The 20,193-nt window shown below is 62.6% G+C and carries 18 protein-coding genes; 7 read left to right on the forward strand and 11 right to left on the reverse strand.

Features of this window, described 5'->3' with window-relative positions:
• Positions 1 to 137: 137 nt before the first annotated feature.
• The 7 genes from CAY82_RS03945 to CAY82_RS03975 form a co-directional block, all read right to left on the reverse strand.
• The gene (locus CAY82_RS03945; protein ID WP_003258855.1) at positions 138 to 566 is read right to left on the reverse strand and encodes a GNAT family N-acetyltransferase; all 429 of its coding nucleotides are present in this window, start codon (positions 564 to 566) and stop codon (positions 138 to 140) included.
• Positions 559 to 1,725, reverse strand: coding sequence for a cupin domain-containing protein (locus tag CAY82_RS03950; protein WP_087500022.1), 1,167 nt, complete (start codon positions 1,723 to 1,725; stop codon positions 559 to 561). Before CAY82_RS03950 ends, CAY82_RS03945 begins: the two co-directional genes overlap by 8 nt.
• Before the next feature lie 81 nt (positions 1,726 to 1,806).
• Positions 1,807 to 3,177: an adenylosuccinate lyase gene (gene purB / locus CAY82_RS03955; RefSeq protein ID WP_087500023.1), complete on the reverse strand. Its 1,371-nt coding sequence runs from the start codon at positions 3,175 to 3,177 to the stop codon at positions 1,807 to 1,809.
• A 150-nt stretch (positions 3,178 to 3,327) separates the two neighbouring features.
• On the reverse strand, positions 3,328 to 3,954 hold the full coding sequence (gene hflD, locus CAY82_RS03960; protein WP_015270973.1) for a high frequency lysogenization protein HflD: 627 nt from the start codon (positions 3,952 to 3,954) through the stop codon (positions 3,328 to 3,330).
• Positions 3,951 to 5,075, reverse strand: coding sequence for a tRNA 2-thiouridine(34) synthase MnmA (mnmA, locus tag CAY82_RS03965; protein ID WP_087500024.1), 1,125 nt, complete (start codon positions 5,073 to 5,075; stop codon positions 3,951 to 3,953). The genes hflD and mnmA overlap by 4 nt, the downstream gene beginning before the upstream one ends.
• Before the next feature lie 59 nt (positions 5,076 to 5,134).
• On the reverse strand, positions 5,135 to 5,575 hold the full coding sequence (locus tag CAY82_RS03970) for an NUDIX hydrolase (RefSeq protein WP_087500025.1): 441 nt from the start codon (positions 5,573 to 5,575) through the stop codon (positions 5,135 to 5,137).
• Positions 5,576 to 5,766: 191 nt separating this feature from the next.
• Positions 5,767 to 7,992, reverse strand: coding sequence for an NADP-dependent isocitrate dehydrogenase (locus CAY82_RS03975; protein WP_087500026.1), 2,226 nt, complete (start codon positions 7,990 to 7,992; stop codon positions 5,767 to 5,769).
• A 414-nt stretch (positions 7,993 to 8,406) separates the two neighbouring features.
• Here CAY82_RS03975 and icd point away from each other — a divergent pair, with 414 nt between their 5' ends.
• Positions 8,407 to 9,663: an NADP-dependent isocitrate dehydrogenase gene (gene icd / locus CAY82_RS03980; protein ID WP_087500027.1), complete on the forward strand. Its 1,257-nt coding sequence runs from the start codon at positions 8,407 to 8,409 to the stop codon at positions 9,661 to 9,663.
• A 68-nt stretch (positions 9,664 to 9,731) separates the two neighbouring features.
• Here the strand turns inward: icd and cspD are convergent, their stop codons facing one another.
• Entirely contained in the window at positions 9,732 to 9,986 is a 255-nt protein-coding gene (gene cspD, locus CAY82_RS03985; RefSeq protein ID WP_140399077.1) for a cold shock domain-containing protein CspD, read from the reverse strand.
• 230 nt (positions 9,987 to 10,216) lie between these two features.
• Here cspD and clpS point away from each other — a divergent pair, with 230 nt between their 5' ends.
• Together clpS and clpA are read left to right on the forward strand one after the other, a co-directional pair.
• Positions 10,217 to 10,579 carry an ATP-dependent Clp protease adapter ClpS gene (gene clpS / locus CAY82_RS03990; protein WP_013973290.1) on the forward strand — a complete coding sequence of 121 codons (363 nt, stop codon included), beginning with the start codon at positions 10,217 to 10,219 and terminating at the stop codon, positions 10,577 to 10,579.
• Positions 10,580 to 10,609: 30 nt separating this feature from the next.
• The gene (gene clpA, locus CAY82_RS03995) at positions 10,610 to 12,880 is read left to right on the forward strand and encodes an ATP-dependent Clp protease ATP-binding subunit ClpA (protein WP_013973289.1); all 2,271 of its coding nucleotides are present in this window, start codon (positions 10,610 to 10,612) and stop codon (positions 12,878 to 12,880) included.
• A gap of 182 nt (positions 12,881 to 13,062) precedes the next feature.
• On the opposite strand, the gene infA is transcribed toward clpA, so the two are convergent.
• The 3 genes from infA to aat form a co-directional block, all read right to left on the reverse strand.
• Positions 13,063 to 13,281 carry a translation initiation factor IF-1 gene (infA, locus tag CAY82_RS04000; protein ID WP_002553999.1) on the reverse strand — a complete coding sequence of 73 codons (219 nt, stop codon included), beginning with the start codon at positions 13,279 to 13,281 and terminating at the stop codon, positions 13,063 to 13,065.
• Positions 13,282 to 13,383: 102 nt separating this feature from the next.
• On the reverse strand, positions 13,384 to 14,091 hold the full coding sequence (locus tag CAY82_RS04005) for an arginyltransferase (RefSeq protein ID WP_063913066.1): 708 nt from the start codon (positions 14,089 to 14,091) through the stop codon (positions 13,384 to 13,386).
• A 56-nt stretch (positions 14,092 to 14,147) separates the two neighbouring features.
• Entirely contained in the window at positions 14,148 to 14,828 is a 681-nt protein-coding gene (aat, locus tag CAY82_RS04010; protein WP_087500028.1) for a leucyl/phenylalanyl-tRNA--protein transferase, read from the reverse strand.
• Between the two features lie 444 nt (positions 14,829 to 15,272).
• Here aat and CAY82_RS04015 point away from each other — a divergent pair, with 444 nt between their 5' ends.
• The 4 genes from CAY82_RS04015 (at position 15,273) to crcB (ending at position 20,175) form a co-directional block, all read left to right on the forward strand.
• Entirely contained in the window at positions 15,273 to 17,768 is a 2,496-nt protein-coding gene (locus CAY82_RS04015) for a DNA translocase FtsK (RefSeq protein ID WP_170931021.1), read from the forward strand.
• 62 nt (positions 17,769 to 17,830) lie between these two features.
• Positions 17,831 to 18,466 carry an outer membrane lipoprotein chaperone LolA gene (gene lolA / locus CAY82_RS04020; protein ID WP_087500030.1) on the forward strand — a complete coding sequence of 212 codons (636 nt, stop codon included), beginning with the start codon at positions 17,831 to 17,833 and terminating at the stop codon, positions 18,464 to 18,466.
• Between the two features lie 12 nt (positions 18,467 to 18,478).
• Positions 18,479 to 19,804: a replication-associated recombination protein A gene (locus tag CAY82_RS04025; RefSeq protein ID WP_087500031.1), complete on the forward strand. Its 1,326-nt coding sequence runs from the start codon at positions 18,479 to 18,481 to the stop codon at positions 19,802 to 19,804.
• A complete protein-coding gene (crcB, locus tag CAY82_RS04030; protein ID WP_087500032.1) occupies positions 19,801 to 20,175 on the forward strand; it encodes a fluoride efflux transporter CrcB in 375 nt (124 codons plus the stop codon). The genes CAY82_RS04025 and crcB overlap by 4 nt, the downstream gene beginning before the upstream one ends.
• Positions 20,176 to 20,193 lie beyond the last annotated feature (18 nt).

A 20,193-nucleotide genomic window follows, 5' to 3' on the forward strand; every position in this document is an offset into this window, starting at 1 on the left:
TTTTATCTGGATGGATGTACAGGTTTTTTGTCAGGAGGGGTGTCTTTGGCTGTACCGGCCTCTTCGCGGGTGAACCCGCTCCCACAAGGCCTCCACAATTTTCAGAATTCGAGGGGGCCTTGTGGGGAGGTTATGGATCAGGCGCGCGAGTCGCGTACCATGTCCACGTGCGGGATGCCGGCTTCGAGGAACTCTTCGCTGACTACGCGAAAACCCAGCCGCTCGTAGAATGGCGTGGCGTGCACCTGGGCGCTGAGCATCTGCTGCTTCAGGTCGCGATTCTGGGCTTCGACAATCACCGCGTTCATCAGCGCGTCACCCACCTTCAGGCCGCGCCAGTCTTTCAGTACCGAGACCCGACCAATGGTGCCGTCAGGCAGCAGGCGGGCGGTGCCGATCGGGTAGTCGCCTTCCAGGGCCAGGAAGTGCGCGGCGGTCGGGTCGTCCGAGTCCCACTCCAGCTCCGGCGGCACGTGCTGTTCGGCAATGAACACCGCTTCGCGGATGCGGCGGATGTCGGCGTTGTCCTTGTGCCAGTCGGCAAGGCGCACACGAATCTTATTCATTGGCGAATCCCAGGCTTCCTTGTTTGACCAGCTGCTGTACCAGCATAAGGCCATCTTCATCCTGCAGCCATTCGCCCAGGTTATCGATGTGCAGGGCGTCGGCCGCGCAAACCAGCTTCAGTAGCTCGCGCAGTTTGCCTGGCAGCGGGCAGCTGCGGCCGCTGGCGAACAGCAGCAGGTCTTCTTCGAATTCCGACCAGGCCAGGCGGGCGCTCGGGTTGCGGATCAGGATGGCGCCTTGTTCCAGGGCGTCGATCAGCTCTTCCTCGGACAGTTCTTCACCAACGATCTGCTCGGGGTAGCGCGGCTCGGTCATGAACTGGCCGAACCAGGTCAGCAGCAGGTCCTTGTCGCCCATGTGCTTGTCGAGCAGTGCCTTCAGGCGGTCGAGGGCGTCGTGCTGGATCTGGTGCGGGTCGCTGACCGGCTGGGCGTCGGCGTCGCTGTAGCGTTCTTCATCGGGCAGGAACTGGCCGAGGAAGTCGGTGAAGTGGGTCAGCACTTCGGCGGCGCTCGGTGCACGGAAGCCGACCGAGTAGGTCAGGCAGTCGTCCACGGCCACGCCGTAATGGGCCAGGCGCGGTGGCAGGTAGAGCATGTCGCCCGGCTCCAGGGTCCACTCATCGCTCTGCTCGAATTCGGCAAGGATTCGCAGGTCGGCGTGCTCCAGCAGCGAGCTGTCGCTGCTGCACATCTGGCCGATTTTCCAGTTGCGCTGGCCGTGACCCTGCAGCAGGAACACGTCGTAGTTATCGAAGTGCGGGCCGACGCTGCCACCGGGGGCGGCAAAGCTGATCATCACGTCATCGATGCGCCAGCTAGGCAGGAAACGGAAGTTTTCCAGCAGTTCGGCCACTTCCGGGACGAACTGGTCGACGGCCTGCACCAGCAGGGTCCAGTCCTTTTCCGGCAGCTCGGCGAAGGTGTCCTCGGTGAACGGGCCGCGGCGCAGCTCCCATGGGTGCGCGCCGTGCTCGAGCACGATACGCGACTCTACTTCCTCTTCCAGGGCCAGGCCGGCCAGCTCGTCGGGGTCGATCGGGCTGATGAAGTCCGGGAAGGCCTGGCGCACCAGCAGCGGCTTCTTCTGCCAGTAGTCGCGCATGAATTCGCGGGCCGAGATGCCGCCGAGCAGCTGCAGTGGAGTATCAGGATTCATGTTCAACCTATTGAAAAAATGTAATTTTCGTCCGGGAATAAAAACGCCCGGCCAGGCCGGGCGTTGAACGCGACGCTCAGCTTAGATGCGTTTGGCCTGTGCTGCCGCGTTGCCGATGTAGGTAGCAGGGGTCAGCTGCTTGAGCTCGGCCTTGGCGTCGGCTGGCATGTCCAGGCCGTCGATGAAGGTCAGCAGCGCTTCCGGGGTGATGCCCTTGCCACGGGTCAGCTCTTTGAGCTTCTCGTAGGGGTTTTCGATGTTGAAGCGGCGCATCACGGTCTGGATCGGCTCGGCCAGCACTTCCCAGCAGGCGTCCAGGTCGGCGGCGATGCGGGCTTCGTTGACTTCCAGCTTGCCGATGCCTTTCAGGCTGGCTTCGTAGGCGATGACGCTGTGGGCAAAGCCCACGCCCAGGTTGCGCAGCACGGTGGAGTCGGTCAGGTCACGCTGCCAGCGCGAGATCGGCAGCTTGCTGGCCAGGTGCTGGAACAGCGCGTTGGCGATACCCAGGTTGCCTTCGGAGTTTTCGAAGTCGATCGGGTTGACCTTGTGCGGCATGGTCGACGAGCCGATTTCGCCGGCAACGGTCTTCTGCTTGAAGTAGCCCAGCGAGATGTAGCCCCACACATCACGGTCGAAGTCGATCAGGATGGTGTTGAAGCGGGCGATGGCGTCAAACAGCTCGGCGATGTAGTCGTGCGGCTCGATCTGGGTGGTGTACGGGTTGAACTGCAGGCCCAGCTCGTCTTCGATGAAGGCGCGGGCGTTCTGCTCCCAGTCGATCTGCGAGTAGGCCGACAGGTGGGCGTTGTAGTTGCCCACGGCGCCGTTGATCTTGCCCAGCAACGGCACGGCGGCAACCTGGGCGATCTGGCGCTCCAGGCGGTACACGACGTTGGCCAGCTCTTTACCCAGAGTGGTCGGCGAAGCTGGCTGGCCATGGGTGCGCGACAGCATTGGCACGTCGGCGTGGGCATGGGCCAGGGTGCGGATGGCATCGGCGATCTGGCGCATCAGCGGCAGCAGCACTTCGTCACGGCCGGCGCGCAGCATCAGGGCGTGGGACAGGTTGTTGATGTCCTCGCTGGTGCAGGCGAAGTGGATGAACTCGCTGACCTTGGCCAGCTCAGGCAGCTTGGCGGCCTGCTCCTTCAGGAGGTATTCGATCGCCTTGACGTCGTGGTTGGTGGTGCGCTCGATTTCCTTGACGCGTTCGGCGTGTTCGAGCTTGAAGTCGGTGGCCAGGCTGTCCAGCAGGGCGTTGGCTTCGGCGGAGAACGCCGGCACTTCGCCGATCTGCGGGTGGGCGGCCAGGCGCTGCAGCCAGCGTACTTCGACCAGGGCGCGGAAGCGGATCAGGCCGAACTCGCTGAAAATGGGGCGCAAGGCCTGGGTTTTGCCGGCATAACGGCCGTCTACAGGGGAAACCGCAGTGAGCGAAGAGAGCTGCATGGGGTGTTCTCGGACAGTCAGGCTTTTGGAAGGGCGCATATCATACATGAATTTTGCGCCCGAGTCGGGTGGCTGACCAAAGGTCGGGCCTAAAACGCATTTCGTGGTCCCAGTGTAGGAGCGCCTGTGGGAGCGGCCGCTCCTACTGTGTCAGGAAGGCGAACGCATCATGTCGTACAGTTCGTTCAGCAGCTTGCGCCGGCTGAACACCAGCTGCCAGCGGTGCCCGCCAAGCTGGCGCCACAGGCGTGCGGCGCGGATGCCGGCCAGCAGCAGGGCGCGGATCTTGGAGGCGTTGCTGGCCTGCTGCAGGAAGCGCATGTCGCCGTGCACCTGGATACGCTGGCGCAAGGTGCTCAGGGTGTCCTGGTACAAGGCTCCACTGGAAGCGATGACGTTTTCATGAACCAGGCCGAAATGCTCGGCCTGGGACTGGATTTGCGGCAGGCGGTTGCCGATGGTGTCGAGCAGGTCGCCACGCTTGTTCAGCTGGCGCTCCAGGCCCAGCATCGACAGGGCGTAGCGCAGCGGCTCGCGCTGCAGGCTGCTGGGGTCGCGCTCCAGCGCGCCGACCAGCGCGCGGTAGCCGTCGCGCAGGTTCAGGTCGTCACCGCCGAACACCTCCAGGGTGTCCTTGGGGTCACGGACCAGCAGGCTGCCCAGCATGCAACCGATGTTGGCCTCGCTGGCCTGGCCGGTGCGGGCGATGCGGTCGACCAGTACAGCGGCCTGGAACACGCCACCCAACGCAATCAGCTGCTCCTGCAGGTTGCTCATGCGCGCGGGCTCCACGGCTCGGCGGCTTCGATCACGCCGCCGCCCAGGCACACTTCGCCGTCGTAGAACACCACCGACTGGCCCGGGGTGACGGCGCGTTGCGGTTCGTCGAACACCGCGCGGTAACCGCTTTCGGTCAGTTCCAGGGTGCACTGCTGGTCGCTTTGGCGGTAACGCACCTTGGCGGTGAGCTGGCGCGGGCTGCTGAGGTCGACCGGGTTGACCCAGAAGATTTCCGAAGCCAGCAGGGCGCGGGAGAACAACCACGGGTGTTCGTTACCCTGGCCGACCACCAGCACGTTGCGGGTCAGATCCTTGTGCAGCACGTACCACGGCTCGTCGCCGGCGTCCTTCAGGCCGCCAATGCCCAGGCCCTGGCGCTGGCCGATGGTGTGGTACATCAGGCCGTGATGGCGGCCGATCACTTCACCGTCGGTGGTTTCGATGTCGCCCGGCTGGGCCGGCAGGTACTGCTTGAGGAAGTCGCTGAAGCGGCGCTCGCCGATGAAGCAGATGCCGGTGGAGTCCTTCTTCTTGGCGGTGGCCAGGCCATGCTTTTCGGCAATGGCGCGTACTTCGGGCTTTTCCAGCTCGCCGACCGGGAACAGGGTGCGGGCGATTTCCTTGCCGCCGACGGCGTGCAGGAAGTAGCTCTGGTCCTTGTTCGGGTCCAGGCCCTTGAGCAGTTCGGTGAGTTCACCGGTGTCGCGGCGGCGCACGTAGTGACCGGTGGCGATCAGGTCGGCACCCAGCGACAGGGCATAGTCGAGGAACGCCTTGAACTTGATTTCGCGATTACAGAGGATGTCCGGGTTGGGCGTGCGGCCAGCCTTGTACTCCTCGAGGAAGTGCTCGAACACGTTGTCCCAGTATTCGGCGGCGAAGTTGGCGGTGTGCAGCTTGATACCGATACGGTCGCACACGGCCTGCGCGTCGGCCAGGTCTTCACGGGCGGTACAGTATTCGGTGCCGTCGTCTTCTTCCCAGTTCTTCATGAACAGCCCTTCCACCTGGTAGCCCTGCTCCATGAGCAGAAGGGCGGAGACAGAAGAGTCCACGCCGCCGGACATGCCGACGATGACGCGGGTCTTGGCGGGGTCTTTGAGTGCTGGGCTGGTCATGGTTACCGGTGTGTATCAAGGGGGAAAAGATCCGATTCTATCAAACCCGGGGCGGCGCGTCAGTCGCGCAGCAGGTCGAGGCTGTGCAAGGGGCCCTTGAGGTAGTCGTCGAGGCAGCGTGGCACCAGCTCACTGCGCCAGCGGGCGGGGTCGGCCAGCAGTTCGTCGCGGGTCAGCCAAACGGCGCGGACGATGTCGCTGTCCAGCGCCATGTCGGCGTGGTGACGCACGGGGCGGGCTGCGAAGCAGATGCGCTGGTAGGTCACGCCGTTGCTTGGTGCAGTGTACAGGTAGATGCCGACTACGCCGGTGAGCTCGACTTCCCAGGCGGTCTCTTCGAGGGTTTCGCGCAGGGCGGCCTGGGGCAGGGTCTCGTTGGGTTCGAGGTGGCCGGCGGGCTGGTTGAATACGTGCTTGTTGGCTTTGAATTCTTCGACGAAGAGGAACTTGCCTTCGTGTTCGACGATGGTGGCGACGGTGATGTGGGGTTGCCAGGTCATGAACAGCTCCATAAGGGCCGGCACGGGCCCTGTGGGAGCGGGTTTACTCGCGAATGCGTCGGTAGCTTCAGCATCGCATTCGCGGGTAAACCCGCTCCCACAGGGTAGGTGTTGGCCGCTAGATATCATTTGTCCAGAAAGCACAAACCCCGGTGCGTGGCCGGGGTTTGTGCTGTTACTTCAAGCGAACCTTACAGGGCGGCAATGGCGCTGTTCAGGGTCTGGCTTGGGCGCATCACCTTGGCGGTCAGCTCGGCATCCGGGGCGTAGTAGCCACCGATGTCGGCCGGCTTGCCCTGGACAGCGTTGAGCTCGGCGACGATGGTCTCCTCGTTCTCGGTCAGGGTCTTGGCCAGTGGTGCGAAGCGTGCCTGCAGGGCAGCATCGTCGTTCTGTGCAGCCAGGGCCTGGGCCCAGTACAGGGTCAGGTAGAAGTGGCTACCGCGGTTGTCGATGCCACCGACTTTGCGCGACGGCGACTTGTTGGTGTCGAGGAACTTGCCAGTGGCCTGGTCCAGGGTGCTGGCCAGCACTTTGGCGCGCGGGTTGTCGTAGGTGTTGCCCAGGTGCTCCAGGGAAGCGGCCAGGGCCAGGAATTCGCCCAGCGAGTCCCAACGCAGGAAGTTCTCTTCCACCAGCTGCTGCACGTGCTTCGGTGCCGAACCGCCGGCGCCGGTTTCGAACAGGCCGCCGCCGCTCATCAGCGGTACGATCGACAGCATCTTGGCGCTGGTGCCCAGCTCCATGATCGGGAACAGGTCGGTCAGGTAGTCACGCAGCACGTTGCCGGTCACCGAGATGGTGTCCTTGCCTTCGCGGATGCGGGCCAGGGAGAACTTGATGGCGTCGACCGGTGCCAGGATGCGGATGTCCAGGCCACTGGTGTCGTGATCCTTCAGGTACTTCTGCACCTTCTCGATCATCACGCCGTCGTGGGCGCGGGCCGGGTCCAGCCAGAACACTGCCGGCGTGTTGCTCAGGCGGGCACGGTTGACGGCCAGCTTGACCCAGTCCTGGATCGGCGCGTCCTTGACCTGGCACATGCGGAAGATGTCACCGGCTTCGACGTTCTGCTCGAGAACGACCTTGCCTTTGCTGTCGACTACGCGAACGACACCGTCGGCCTTGATCTGGAAGGTCTTGTCGTGGGAGCCGTACTCTTCGGCTTTCTGTGCCATCAGGCCAACGTTCGGCACGCTGCCCATGGTGGTCGGGTCGAAGGCGCCATTGGCCTTGCAGTCTTCGATGGTGGCCTGGTAGATGCCGGCGTAGCAGCGGTCCGGGATGATCGCCTTGGCGTCTTGCAGTTCGCCGGCGGCGTTCCACATCTTGCCCGAGTCACGGATCATGGCCGGCATCGAGGCGTCGACGATGACGTCGCTCGGCACGTGCAGGTTGGTGATGCCTTTGTCGGAGTTGACCATGGCCAGGGCAGGGCGCTGGGCGTACAGGGCCTGGATGTCGGCTTCGATCTCGGCCTGCTTCTCGGCGGGCAGGTCCTTGATGCGGGCGTACAGGTCGCCGATGCCGTTGTTGGCGTTGAAGCCTACTTCAGCCAAGGCGGCGGCGTGCTTGGCCAGCACGTCGTTGTAGAACTCTTCGACGATGACGCCGAACATGATCGGGTCGGAGACCTTCATCATGGTGGCTTTCAGGTGTACCGACAGCAGCACGCCGGAGGCCTTGGCATCGGCGATCTGCTCGGCGATGAAGGCTTTCAGGGCCTTGCGGCTCATGGTGGCGCAGTCGATGACTTCGGCGGCTTTTACCGCGGTCTTTTCTTTCAGTACGGTGGTGCTGCCGTCTTTGCCGACCAGCTCGATGCGCAGGCTGTCATCAGCTTCGATCAGTGCGGCTTTCTCGCTGCCGTAGAAGTCGCCGTGGGTCATGTGGGCAACGTGCGACTTGGAGTCGGCAGCCCAGGCGCCCATCTTGTGCGGGTGCTTGCGGGCGTAGTTCTTGACCGACAGCGGTGCGCGGCGGTCGGAGTTGCCTTCGCGCAGTACCGGGTTCACGGCGGAGCCCTTGATACGGTCGTAGCGGGCGCGGGATTCTTTCTCTTGCGCGGTGGCCGGCTCGTCGGCGTAGTCAGGGATGTTGAAGCCCTTGCCTTGCAGTTCCTTGATCGCGGCTTTGAGCTGCGGTACCGAGGCGCTGATGTTCGGCAGCTTGATGATGTTGGCTTCAGGGGTGGTAGCCAGCTGGCCCAGTTCCGCCAGGTGATCGCCTACTTGCTTCTCTGCGCCCAGTTGCTCCGGGAAGGCGGCGAGGATACGGCCAGCCAGGGAGATGTCGCGGGTTTCGACGGCGATGTCAGCCGAAGCGGTGAAGGCTTCGATGATCGGCAGCAGCGAGTAAGTGGCGAGGGCGGGGGCTTCGTCGGTGAAGGTATAGATGATCTTGGAACGGGTGGGCATGCGGGTTAACTCTCTGTGTGCTGAGCGTGCTCGAGTCTCGTGGTGCGCAGGGTAGGCGCATCGCCCTGGCAACGCCATGAGCGGAAAGTCGAGAGGCTGCGAGCGGTGATGGTGGATGCATCAGTCGAGCGTCAAGTGCCGAGCTGCGGTAACAACCCAGGCTTCATGGCCATTCGTGGCCGAGGGCGGTCCGCATTTTTCCAAGGGATCGCCCCGATGACCCTTCGGTCGCGGCGCAGTATACCAAACCATTCGGGCTAATCAGCAAGGCCAAGTGATATAGGCCCACTTATAAGACCAAAGACTAAGCGGCAATGTGGCGGGTTGTCGCATGCCTTGCAGGTCGGCAGATGTGGTTTAGGCTCAGTGGATCGCATGATGTCCAATCACACCCGACAGCGGAGTAGTGCAAGCATGGGATACCAGAAAATCAAGGTTCCGACCGACGGCGCCAGGATCACCGTTAATGCCGACCATTCGCTCAACGTTCCTGACAACCCGATCATTCCTTATATCGAGGGCGACGGGATCGGCGTCGATGTCTCGCCGGTAATGATCAAGGTGGTCGACGCCGCCGTGCAGAAGGCCTACGGTGGCAAGCGCAAGATCGCCTGGATGGAGGTGTACGCCGGCGAAAAAGCCACCCAGGTGTACGACCAGGACACCTGGCTACCCCAGGAAACCCTCGATGCCGTGCGTGATTACGTAGTGTCGATCAAAGGGCCGCTGACCACCCCGGTGGGCGGTGGCATCCGTTCGCTCAACGTGGCCTTGCGCCAGCAACTCGACCTGTACGTGTGTCTGCGCCCGGTGTTGTGGTTCCAGGGCGTGCCGAGCCCGGTGAAAAAACCTGGCGATGTGGACATGGTGATCTTCCGCGAGAACTCCGAGGACATCTATGCCGGCATCGAGTGGAAGGCCGGTTCGCCCGAGGCGAACAAAGTGATCAAGTTCCTCAAGGAGGAAATGGGCGTTACCAAGATCCGCTTCGACCAGGACTGCGGCATTGGCATCAAGCCGGTGTCCCGCGAGGGTACCAAGCGCCTGGTGCGCAAGGCTCTGCAGTACGTGGTGGACAACGACCGCGAGTCGCTGACCCTGGTGCACAAGGGCAACATCATGAAATTCACCGAGGGTGCCTTCAAGGACTGGGGCTACGAAGTGGCGCGTGACGAGTTCGGTGCCGAACTGCTCGATGGCGGCCCGTGGATGAAGTTCACGAACCCCAAGACCGGTCGCGAGGTTATCGTCAAGGATGCTATCGCCGACGCCATGCTCCAGCAGATCCTGCTGCGCCCGGCCGAGTACGACGTGATCGCCACTCTCAACCTCAACGGTGACTACCTGTCTGACGCCCTGGCGGCGGAAGTAGGCGGTATCGGCATTGCGCCGGGTGCCAACCTGTCCGACACCGTGGCCATGTTCGAGGCCACCCACGGCACTGCGCCCAAGTATGCCGGGCAGGACAAGGTCAACCCGGGTTCGGTGATCCTCTCGGCGGAGATGATGCTGCGGCACATGGGCTGGACCGAGGCGGCCGACCTGATCATCAAGGGCACCAACGGCGCGATTGCCGCCAAGACCGTGACCTATGACTTCGAACGCCTGATGGACGGCGCCAGGCTGGTGAGCAGTTCAGGCTTCGGCGATGAAATGATCAAGCATATGTGAGGCAATGAAAAACCGGCCGCTTCCAGAAGCGGCCGGTCTTTTCGTATGTCGGCAGACGGCGCGGCAAGTCAGGCGTCGGCAGTGCTGCCGGTTTGCTGCGGGCTGACGGTTGTGGCGGTAGTGGCGCTGCAGATGTTCACCGCGTGCAGGCCTTTGGGACCCTGGACGATTTCGAAGCTCACGGCCTGGCCGGCCTTGAGTGTCTTGTATCCGTCCATCTGGATGGCCGAGTAATGAGCGAACAAGTCTTCATCCTTGCCCTCTTCATTGATGAATCCATAGCCTTTGGCATTGTTGAACCACTTGACTTTACCGCTTGCCATCCCTATGTCCCTCTGCAAAGGACTCCATGACTGGAGTATCATCCACTTCATCCGCATACGAACCATGCGAAAAATCTGGTTGACTGCGCGGATCTTTATCGACCACGGTGGGTTCTTATTGGTTGTAACACCGTTTTGCCGATAGTCAAGGTCGCCCGGCGCCTACGCTGGCTGCGGCCTGTGCGGTCAATCCACAACCTTAACCTGTCGCTCATGATGAAATTCTTTCCATGCATGCACCTAGTGAGATTCGACTAACATTCAATCAGGATCGCCCGCAATCGAATGAGGACGACGGCTCAGGTCTTGCAGTTCAGGAAGCCAAGCCGATCCTGCAGGCGCCACCGATGTACAAGGTGGTTTTGTTCAACGATGACTACACGCCGATGGATTTCGTCGTCGAAGTGCTCGAGACGTTCTTCAATTTGAACCGCGAGCTGGCGACCAAGATCATGCTGACCGTCCATACCGAAGGGCGGGCAGTTTGCGGATTGTTTACCCGTGACATCGCCGAAACAAAGGCTATGCAGGTCAACCAATACGCCAGGGAAAGCCAGCATCCGCTACTCTGTGAAATCGAGAAGGACGGTTAATCGCCGACCACTTGGGTATGAGGTGAAGCTATGTTAAACCGCGAGCTCGAAGTCACCCTCAATCTTGCCTTCAAGGAGGCTCGTTCGAAGCGTCATGAGTTCATGACCGTCGAGCATCTGCTGCTGGCACTCCTTGACAATGAGGCTGCCGCGACCGTTCTGCGCGCCTGTGGCGCCAATCTCGACAAGCTCAAGCACGACCTGCAAGAGTTCATCGATTCCACCACACCCCTGATCCCGGTCAACGACGAAGACCGCGAAACCCAGCCGACCCTGGGCTTCCAGCGTGTGCTGCAGCGTGCCGTGTTCCACGTGCAAAGCTCCGGCAAGCGTGAAGTCACCGGCGCCAACGTGCTGGTGGCGATCTTCAGCGAACAGGAAAGCCAGGCCGTGTTCCTGCTCAAGCAGCAGAGCGTGGCCCGCATCGACGTGGTCAACTACATTGCCCATGGCATCTCCAAGGTGCCAGGCCATGGTTCGCATTCCGAAAGCGACCAGGAAATGCAGGACGAAGAGGGCGGCGATACCGCCTCTTCGAGCAACCCGCTGGATGCCTATGCCAGCAACCTGAACGAACTGGCCCGTGCCGGCCGTATCGACCCGCTGGTAGGCCGCGAGCAGGAAGTGGAGCGCGTGGCGCAGATCCTCGCCCGTCGGCGCAAGAACAACCCGCTGCTGGTGGGTGAGGCTGGCGTGGGCAAGACGGCCATTGCAGAAGGCCTGGCCAAGCGAATCGTCGATGGCCAGGTGCCTGACCTGCTGGCGCAGAGCGTGGTGTATTCCCTCGACCTTGGCGCCCTGTTGGCCGGTACCAAATACCGCGGCGACTTCGAGAAGCGCTTCAAGGCGCTGCTGGGCGAGCTGCGCAAGCGCCCGCAGGCTATCCTGTTCATCGACGAAATCCACACCATCATCGGTGCCGGTGCGGCTTCGGGCGGGGTGATGGATGCCTCCAACCTGCTCAAGCCACTGCTGTCTTCCGGTGAAATTCGTTGCATCGGCTCGACCACCTTCCAGGAGTTCCGCGGCATCTTCGAGAAGGACCGTGCCCTGGCGCGGCGCTTCCAGAAGGTCGATGTCAGCGAGCCGTCGGTCGAAGACACCGTGGGCATCCTGCGTGGCCTGAAAGGGCGCTTCGAAAGCCACCACAACATCGAGTACAGCGACGAAGCCCTGCGCGCCGCCGCTGAACTGGCCTCGCGCTACATCAATGATCGGCACATGCCGGACAAGGCCATTGACGTGATCGACGAAGCCGGTGCGTACCAGCGCCTGCAGCCGGAGGCCAACCGCGTCAAGCGCATCGACGTGCCGCAGGTCGAAGACATCGTTGCCAAGATCGCGCGGATTCCGCCGAAGCATGTCACCAGTTCCGACAAGGAGCTGCTGCGTAACCTCGAGCGTGACCTGAAGCTGACTGTATTTGGTCAGGACCAGGCGATCGATTCGCTGGCCACCGCCATCAAGCTGTCCCGTGCCGGCCTCAAGTCGCCAGACAAGCCCGTCGGTTCGTTCCTGTTTGCCGGCCCGACCGGCGTCGGCAAGACCGAAGCAGCGCGGCAGCTGGCCAAGGCACTGGGTGTTGAGCTGGTGCGCTTCGACATGTCCGAGTACATGGAGCGCCACACTGTGTCGCGCCTGATTGGTGCGCCTCCTGGTTATGTTGGCTTCGATCAGGGTGGTTTGCTGACCGAGGCGATCACCAAGCAACCGCACTGCGTATTGCTGCTCGACGAAATCGAGAAGGCTCACCCGGAAGTCTTCAACCTGCTGCTGCAGGTGATGGATCACGGCACCCTGACCGACAACAACGGGCGCAAGGCCGACTTCCGTAACGTGATCCTGATAATGACCACCAACGCGGGCGCAGAAACCGCCGCACGGGCGTCGATCGGCTTCACCCATCAGGACCATGCGTCCGATGCCATGGAAGTCATCCGCAAGAGCTTCACGCCGGAGTTCCGCAACCGCCTGGATACCATCATCCAGTTCGGCCGCCTGAGCCACGAGACGATCAAAAGCATCGTCGACAAGTTCCTTATCGAACTGCAGGCGCAGCTGGAAGACAAGCGTGTGCTGCTGGAAGTCAGCGATGATGCACGTGGCTGGCTGGCGGCCTCGGGCTACGACGTGCAGATGGGTGCACGGCCGATGGCGCGGCTGATCCAGGACAAGATCAAGCGGCCGCTGGCCGAGGAGATCCTGTTTGGCGAACTGGCCGAGCATGGTGGCGTGGTGCATGTCGACCTGCGTGATGGCGAGCTGGTGTTCGACTTCGAGACGACGGCCGAGGTTGCGTGAAAACGGGGCAGGGCTGTACCTGTGGGAGCGGCTTTAGCCGCGAACACCGGCGCAGCCGGTGCCATCCATCGCGTTGGGCTCTTCGCGGGTGAACCCGCTCCCACAGGGCTGCTACGCAGCCCCTGCAATCTGACAGGTACAAAAAAGCCCGGCACATGGCCGGGCTTTTTCATGGCTTGAGCTTAGCGCGCACGGTAGGTGATGCGGCCCTTGCTCAGGTCGTAGGGCGTCAGCTCGACGCGGACCTTGTCGCCAGTGAGAATACGGATGTAGTTCTTGCGCATTTTTCCGGAGATGTGCGCGGTTACGACGTGCCCGTTTTCCAACTCCACGCGGAACATGGTGTTGGGCAGGGTGTCGACGACAGTACCTTCCATTTCGAAGCTGTCTTCTTTCGACATGCAGTAGAGCCCTCGGATCCAGTGTTGGCCCGACGCATAACCGCACCGGGCAAAAAAGTGGCGTGGATTATGCCCGAAAACTGTGTATCAAGCCAATGCCTTTCAGTTGAGGGTGACCCAGCGCTGATTTATCAACAGCTCGATAGGCCGATACTGCGTCTTGTAGTTCATTTTCTTGCAGTTCTTGATCCAGTAACCCAGGTAGACCGCCTCCAGGTTCTGGCGCAGGGCTTCGGTGATCTGCCAGAGGATGGCGAAGCGGCCCAGGCTGCGGCGTTCTTCGTCCGGCTCGTAGAAGGTGTATACCGCCGACAGGCCGTTGGGCAGCAGGTCGCATACCGCTACCGCCATCAAGCGGCCTTCCAGGCGGAACTCGTAGAACCAGCAGAACGGCAGGTCGCGTACCAGGAAGGTGGAGAACTGGTCGCGGCTGGGCGGGTACATGTCACCGTCGGCATGGCGCGTTTCGATATAGCGCCGGTATAGCTCGAAGTACTCTTCCTTGAATGCCGGGCGTGCCGCGGTCACGGTCAGATCGGCGTTACGCTTGAGGATGCGCCGTTGCTGGCGGTTGGGGATGAAGCGCGCAGCCGGGATGCGTGCTGGCACGCAGGCATTGCAGTTCTGGCAGTGCGGGCGGTACAGGTGATCGCCGCTGCGACGGAAGCCCATTTCCGACAAATCGGCGTACACGTGCACATCCATCGGCTGACTGGGGTCGAGGAATAGCGTGGTTGCCTGTTCGTCGGGCAGGTAACTGCAGGAGTGGGGCTGAGTGGCATAGAACTTCAACCGCGCCAACTCTGTCATGATCAACCCCCTCGGTGAGACTTTGTTTTAAGTGTAAGCCAGCTATGGGAACTCGCCTAGGAAACCCAAGTGGCGCTGTTGGGCTGGTCGAGGTGGCGTGCCAGGTAGCCGGCGAACTCGGCACGGCTGATGGCGTGAGCGCCCAGGCTGTGCAGGTGATTGGTCGGCATCTGGCAGTCGATGAGGACGAAACCGGCCTGGCGCAGGTGGTTGACCAGGGTCACGAAGCCGACCTTGGAGGCGTTGTCGGCGCGGCTGAACATCGACTCGCCGAAGAACAGCTGGCCCATGGCCAGGCCGTACAGGCCGCCGACCAGTTCGCCGTTCTGGCGCACCTCCACCGAATGGGCGATGCCGCGCCGGTGCAGCTCGCAGTAGGCGGCGCGCATGGTATCGGTGATCCAGGTGCCGTCGGCGTAATCACGCGGCGCGGCGCAGGCGGCGATGACGGCGTCGAAGTCGGTGTCGAAGCTGACCTGGTAGCGGCCTTGGCGCATCAGCTTGGCCAGCGAACGCGATACGTGCAGCTGGTCCGGGAACAGCACCGTGCGCGGGTCGGGTGACCACCAGAGAATCGGCTGGCCGTCCTGGTACCACGGGAAGCAGCCATGGCGGTAGGCCTGTACGAGGCGCTCGGGGCTCAGGTCGCCGCCGGCGGCGAGCAGGCCGTTGGGGTCGTGCAGGGCCTTTTCCAGGGGCGGGAAGGTCAGCGAGTCGCGGGTCAGCCAGGTGAGCATGGTCTATCGTGCGGTGGGGGAGGGGAGGGCTCAGCATGGCTTGCGCGCATGGCAGGGTCAATGGTTGTGGCCTCTTCGCGGGTGAACCCGCTCCCACAGGGGCCCTGCTGCCTTCAGGGGTGTTGCAATACCTGTGGGAGCGGGCAAGCCCGCGAAGAGGCCGGCACAGGCGATGAAAATAGGCAATTTCCTACACATTCATGAAACCGCAGGCACCATCCGCTACATTTGCTGTCACACCTGTGCAAAAACACAGCATAAGCCTTTGTCACAGAAGACAATGCGTGCTCAAATTGCAGGTATACGAAAGTCGCCCCCACTCAAGCTCCTTACGGTGTGCCGTCATGGCAGTGGGCGGGCAGTAATGTTAAAAGTAGTGGTTCATTGGCCGCACCGTCGGCCGATCACTATTGGACGCGCAGCACGCGCAGGAATAGACGCGTTTTGAAGAAATCCACCGCAACTCCAGCTCCCTTGCCCGTCCCCCTGTGGCGGCAGCAGCTGCATTATCGCCTCAAGGAAGGTGCGTTGATCGCTGTCGGCGCCCTGTGCCTGTACCTGTGGATGGCGCTGCTGACCTACGACACGTCGGACCCGGGCTTCAGCCACACCAGCAACGTCGACCAGGTGCAGAACGCCGCCGGGCGTGCCGGTGCCTACTTCGCCGACATCCTGTTCATGGTGCTGGGGTATTTCGCCTACATCTTCCCGCTGCTGCTGGCGATAAAGACCTGGCAGATCTTCCGCGAGCGCCACCAGCCCTGGGACTGGAGCGGCTGGCTGTTTTCCTGGCGGCTGATCGGCCTGGTGTTCCTGGTGCTGTCTGGCGCGGCGCTGGCGCATATCCATTTCCACCCGCCGGCGAGCATGCCGTTCTCCGCCGGTGGTGCACTGGGCGAGAGCCTGGGCGACCTGGCGCGCAACCTGCTGAACGTGCAGGGCAGCACGCTGATGTTCATTGCCCTGTTCCTGTTCGGCCTGACCGTGTTCACCGACCTGTCGTGGTTCAAGGTGATGGACCTGACCGGCAAGATCACCCTTGACCTGTTCGAGCTGGTGCAGGGCGCCGCCAACCGTTGGTGGGAAGCACGCAACGAGCGCAAGCGCCTGGAAGCGCAGCTGCGCGAGGATGAACCGGTGGTGGTCAAGGCCGCGCCGGTGGCTGCAGACAAGCGTGAGCCGGCCAAGCCGGCGCTGCGCGAGCGCATCTTCAGGCGTGAAGAAACACCTGCCCAGCCGGTCGAACCCCGCGAGCCCACCCTGTCACGCGAGCCTGTGGTACCACGCGAGTCGCTGGCACCACTTGAGCCGATTGTCTCCCGCGAGCAACCTGCCGCGGCCCCGATGATCGTGCCACCGACACCGGCCAGGGCGCCGGAGCCGAGCAAGCGGGTGATGAAGGAGAAACAGGCACCGCTGTTCGTCGACAGCGCGGTGGAAGGCACCTTGCCGTCGATTTCCATCCTCGACCCGGCCGAACAGAAGAAGATCGAGTACTCGCCAGAATCCCTGGCCGGTGTCGGCCAACTGCTGGAAATCAAGCTCAAGGAATTCGGCGTGGAAGTGGCGGTGGACTCGATCCACCCGGGCCCGGTGATTACCCGTTACGAAATCCAGCCGGCCGCCGGCGTGAAGGTCAGCCGCATCGCCAACCTGGCCAAGGACCTGGCGCGTTCGCTGGCGGTGACCAGTGTGCGTGTCGTCGAGGTCATCCCAGGCAAGACCACCGTGGGTATCGAGATTCCCAACGAAAACCGGCAGATGGTGCGCTTCTCCGAAGTGCTGGCCACGCCGCAGTACGATGAGCAGAAATCGCCTGTCACCCTGGCCCTGGGCCACGACATCGGCGGCAAGCCAGTGATCACCGACCTGGCCAAGATGCCGCACCTGCTGGTAGCCGGTACCACCGGTTCCGGTAAGTCGGTGGGTGTCAACGCGATGATCCTGTCGATCCTGTTCAAGTCCAGCCCGGAAGACGCGCGGCTGATCATGATCGACCCGAAAATGCTCGAACTGTCGATCTACGAAGGCATCCCGCACCTGCTGTGCCCGGTGGTCACCGACATGAAGGACGCCGCCAACGCCCTGCGCTGGAGCGTGGCCGAGATGGAGCGGCGCTACAAGCTGATGGCGGCCATGGGCGTGCGTAACCTGGCTGGCTTCAACCGCAAGATCAAGGACGCCCAGGAAGCTGGCGAAATCATCCATGACCCGCTGTACCGCCGCGAGAGCATGGACGACGAGCCGCCTGCGCTGAAAACCCTGCCGACCATCGTGGTGGTAGTCGACGAATTCGCCGACATGATGATGATCGTCGGCAAGAAGGTCGAGGAACTGATCGCCCGTATCGCCCAGAAGGCACGTGCGGCCGGTATCCACCTGATCCTCGCCACCCAGCGCCCGTCGGTGGACGTGATTACCGGCCTGATCAAGGCCAACATCCCTACCCGTATGGCGTTCCAGGTGTCGAGCAAGATCGACTCCAGGACCATTATCGACCAGGGTGGGGCCGAGCAGTTGCTGGGCCACGGTGACATGCTGTACATGCCGCCTGGCACCAGCCTGCCGATCCGTGTACACGGTGCGTTCGTCTCCGACGATGAGGTGCACCGCGTGGTGGAAGCGTGGAAGTTACGCGGCGCTCCGGACTACAACGACGACATCCTCAACGGCGTCGAAGAGGCCGGCAGCGGCTTTGAAGGCGGCGGAGGTGGTGGTGGCGATGGCGAAGATTCGGAAAGCGACGCCCTGTATGATGAGGCTGTGCAATTCGTGCTGGAAAGCCGCCGCGCGTCCATCTCGGCGGTGCAGCGCAAGCTGAAGATCGGCTACAACCGCGCCGCCCGCATGATCGAAGCCATGGAAATGGCCGGCGTGGTCACCCCCATGAACAGCAACGGCTCGCGGGAAGTGATTGCCCCGGGTGGCCCGCGCGACTGATGAACACCTTGCCGGGCGCCAACGGTGGCGTCCGGCCTTTTCAACGCTCGATGAGGACTCCCATGCGCGCGATTCGCATGCTGTTGGTTTCTGCCCTGGCCGCGGCTTCTGTGTCGGCCACTGTTTCGGCTTATGCCGGTGAGCAAGATGTACAACGCCTGACCCAATTGCTGGAAAAGTCGCAGACCATCGAGGCCAACTTCTCCCAGCTGACTCTGGACGCCGGCGGCACCAGCCTGCAGGAAACGTCCGGCAAGATGACCGTCAAGCGCCCGGGCCTGTTCTACTGGCACACCGATGCGCCGCAGGAGCAGGTGGTAGTCTCCGATGGCCAGAACGTCACACTGTGGGATCCGGATCTGGAACAGGCCACCATCAAGAAGCTCGATCAGCGCCTGAACCAGACCCCGGCGCTGCTGCTGTCCGGTGACGTGTCGAAGATCAGCCAGAGCTTCGACATCAGTTCGAAGGAGCAGGGTGAAGTGATGGATTTCACCCTCAAGCCGAAGACCAAGGACACCCTGTTCGACTCGCTGCGCGTGTCGTTCCGCAAGGGCCTGATCAACGACATGCAGCTGATCGACAGCGTCGGCCAGCGCACCAACATCCTGTTCAATGGCGTGAAAGCCAACCAGGCGGTGCCGGACAGCAAGTTCAAGTTCGACATCCCTAAAGGCGCGGACGTCATCAAGGAGTAACCAGAGCTCGCCATGGACCTGTTTCGAAGCGAACCTGTCGCCCAGCCCCTGGCGGCTCGCCTGCGCCCGTCCAACCTGGACGAGTACGTCGGCCAGGAGCACCTGCTGGCGCGCGGCAAACCGCTGCGCGAGGCGCTGGAGCAGGGGGCGCTGCACTCGATGATCTTCTGGGGGCCGCCGGGGGTGGGCAAGACCACCCTTGCGCGGCTGCTGGCGCAGTTCTGCGATGCGCACTTCGAAACAGTGTCGGCGGTGCTGGCCGGTGTGAAGGAGATTCGCCAGGCGGTTGAGGTGGCCAAGCAGCAGGCTGGCCAGTACGGCCGCCGTACCATCCTGTTCGTCGACGAGGTGCACCGCTTCAACAAGTCGCAGCAGGATGCCTTCCTGCCTTATGTGGAAGACGGCACCCTGCTGTTCATCGGCGCCACCACCGAAAACCCGTCGTTCGAGCTGAACAACGCACTGCTGTCGCGGGCGCGGGTGTACGTGCTCAAGAGCCTGGACGAGGCGGCGCTGCGCAAGCTGGTCAACCGCGCGCTGACTGAAGAGCGCGGCCTGGGCAAGCGCAACCTGCGGGTTGGCGACGATGCTTTCAAGATGCTGATGGCTGCCGCCGATGGCGATGGCCGGCGCATGCTCAACTTCCTGGAAAACGCCTCGGACCTGGCTGAAGACGGCAGCGAGATCGACGTCGAGATGCTGCAGAGCCTGCTCGGTGACAGCCGCCGTCGTTTCGACAAGGGTGGCGAGGCGTTCTACGACCAGATTTCCGCGTTGCACAAATCGGTGCGTGGCTCCAACCCCGATGGGGCTCTGTACTGGTTTGCGCGTATGCTCGACGGCGGCTGCGACCCGCTGTACATCGCCCGCCGCGTGGTGCGCATGGCCAGTGAAGACATCGGTAACGCCGACCCGCGCGCGCTCAGCCTGTGCCTGGCGGCCTGGGATGTGCAAGAGCGTCTGGGTAGCCCCGAGGGCGAACTGGCGGTGGCTCAGGCCATCACCTACCTCGCCTGCGCGCCCAAGAGCAACGCGGTCTACATGGGCTTCAAGGCCGCCCTGCGCGAGGCCGCCGAGCATGGTTCGCTGGAAGTGCCGCTGCACCTGCGCAACGCCCCGACCAAGCTGATGAAGCAGTTGGGCTATGGTGACGAGTACCGCTATGCCCACGACGAGCCCGATGCCTATGCCGCTGGCGAAGACTACTTCCCCGAGGAACTCGAGCCGCGCCAGTATTACCAGCCGGTGCCCCGAGGCCTGGAGCTGAAGATTGGCGAGAAGCTGCGCCACCTGGCTGACCTTGACCGCAACAGCCCACGCCAGCGGAGAAAACCGTGATTGCACTGATTGCCGCCGTCAGCGCGGGCGGTATTGCCGGTACCTTGTTGCGCTTTGCTACCACCAACTGGGTGGCTGCCCACTGGCCACGGCACTTCTATCTCGGTACGCTGGCGGTCAACCTGGTTGGCTGCCTGCTGATCGGCCTGCTCTATGGCCTGTTCCTGCACAAGCCGATCGTGCCGGTAGAACTGCGCGCCGGGCTGATTGTCGGCTTCCTCGGTGGCCTGACGACTTTTTCCTCCTTTTCGCTGGATACCGTACGCCTGCTGGAAAGCGGGCAAGTGCCCCTGGCTTTGGGCTATACCGGCATCAGCGTGGTGGGCGGGCTGCTCGCGACCTGGGTCGGCCTGTCCCTGACCCGATTCTGAACCAACACCTACACATAA

Source organism: Pseudomonas sp. SID14000 (assembly GCF_002165135.1).
Classification (GTDB): domain Bacteria; phylum Pseudomonadota; class Gammaproteobacteria; order Pseudomonadales; family Pseudomonadaceae; genus Aquipseudomonas.

Excerpts from the sequence above, each read along its gene's own strand:
- CAY82_RS03945 (WP_003258855.1), bottom strand. The coding sequence starts at position 566 with ATGAATAAGATTCGTGTGCGCCTTGCCGACTGGCACAAGGACAACGCC.
- CAY82_RS03950 (WP_087500022.1), bottom strand. The coding sequence starts at position 1,725 with ATGAATCCTGATACTCCACTGCAGCTGCTCGGCGGCATCTCGGCCCGC.
- purB (WP_087500023.1), bottom strand. The coding sequence starts at position 3,177 with ATGCAGCTCTCTTCGCTCACTGCGGTTTCCCCTGTAGACGGCCGTTAT.
- hflD (WP_015270973.1), bottom strand. The coding sequence starts at position 3,954 with ATGAGCAACCTGCAGGAGCAGCTGATTGCGTTGGGTGGCGTGTTCCAG.
- mnmA (WP_087500024.1), bottom strand. The coding sequence starts at position 5,075 with ATGACCAGCCCAGCACTCAAAGACCCCGCCAAGACCCGCGTCATCGTC.
- CAY82_RS03970 (WP_087500025.1), bottom strand. The coding sequence starts at position 5,575 with ATGACCTGGCAACCCCACATCACCGTCGCCACCATCGTCGAACACGAA.
- CAY82_RS03975 (WP_087500026.1), bottom strand. The coding sequence starts at position 7,992 with ATGCCCACCCGTTCCAAGATCATCTATACCTTCACCGACGAAGCCCCC.
- icd (WP_087500027.1), top strand. The coding sequence starts at position 8,407 with ATGGGATACCAGAAAATCAAGGTTCCGACCGACGGCGCCAGGATCACC.
- cspD (WP_140399077.1), bottom strand. The coding sequence starts at position 9,986 with ATGGCAAGCGGTAAAGTCAAGTGGTTCAACAATGCCAAAGGCTATGGA.
- clpS (WP_013973290.1), top strand. The coding sequence starts at position 10,217 with ATGCATGCACCTAGTGAGATTCGACTAACATTCAATCAGGATCGCCCG.
- clpA (WP_013973289.1), top strand. The coding sequence starts at position 10,610 with ATGTTAAACCGCGAGCTCGAAGTCACCCTCAATCTTGCCTTCAAGGAG.
- infA (WP_002553999.1), bottom strand. The coding sequence starts at position 13,281 with ATGTCGAAAGAAGACAGCTTCGAAATGGAAGGTACTGTCGTCGACACC.
- CAY82_RS04005 (WP_063913066.1), bottom strand. The coding sequence starts at position 14,091 with ATGACAGAGTTGGCGCGGTTGAAGTTCTATGCCACTCAGCCCCACTCC.
- aat (WP_087500028.1), bottom strand. The coding sequence starts at position 14,828 with ATGCTCACCTGGCTGACCCGCGACTCGCTGACCTTCCCGCCCCTGGAA.
- lolA (WP_087500030.1), top strand. The coding sequence starts at position 17,831 with ATGCGCGCGATTCGCATGCTGTTGGTTTCTGCCCTGGCCGCGGCTTCT.
- CAY82_RS04025 (WP_087500031.1), top strand. The coding sequence starts at position 18,479 with ATGGACCTGTTTCGAAGCGAACCTGTCGCCCAGCCCCTGGCGGCTCGC.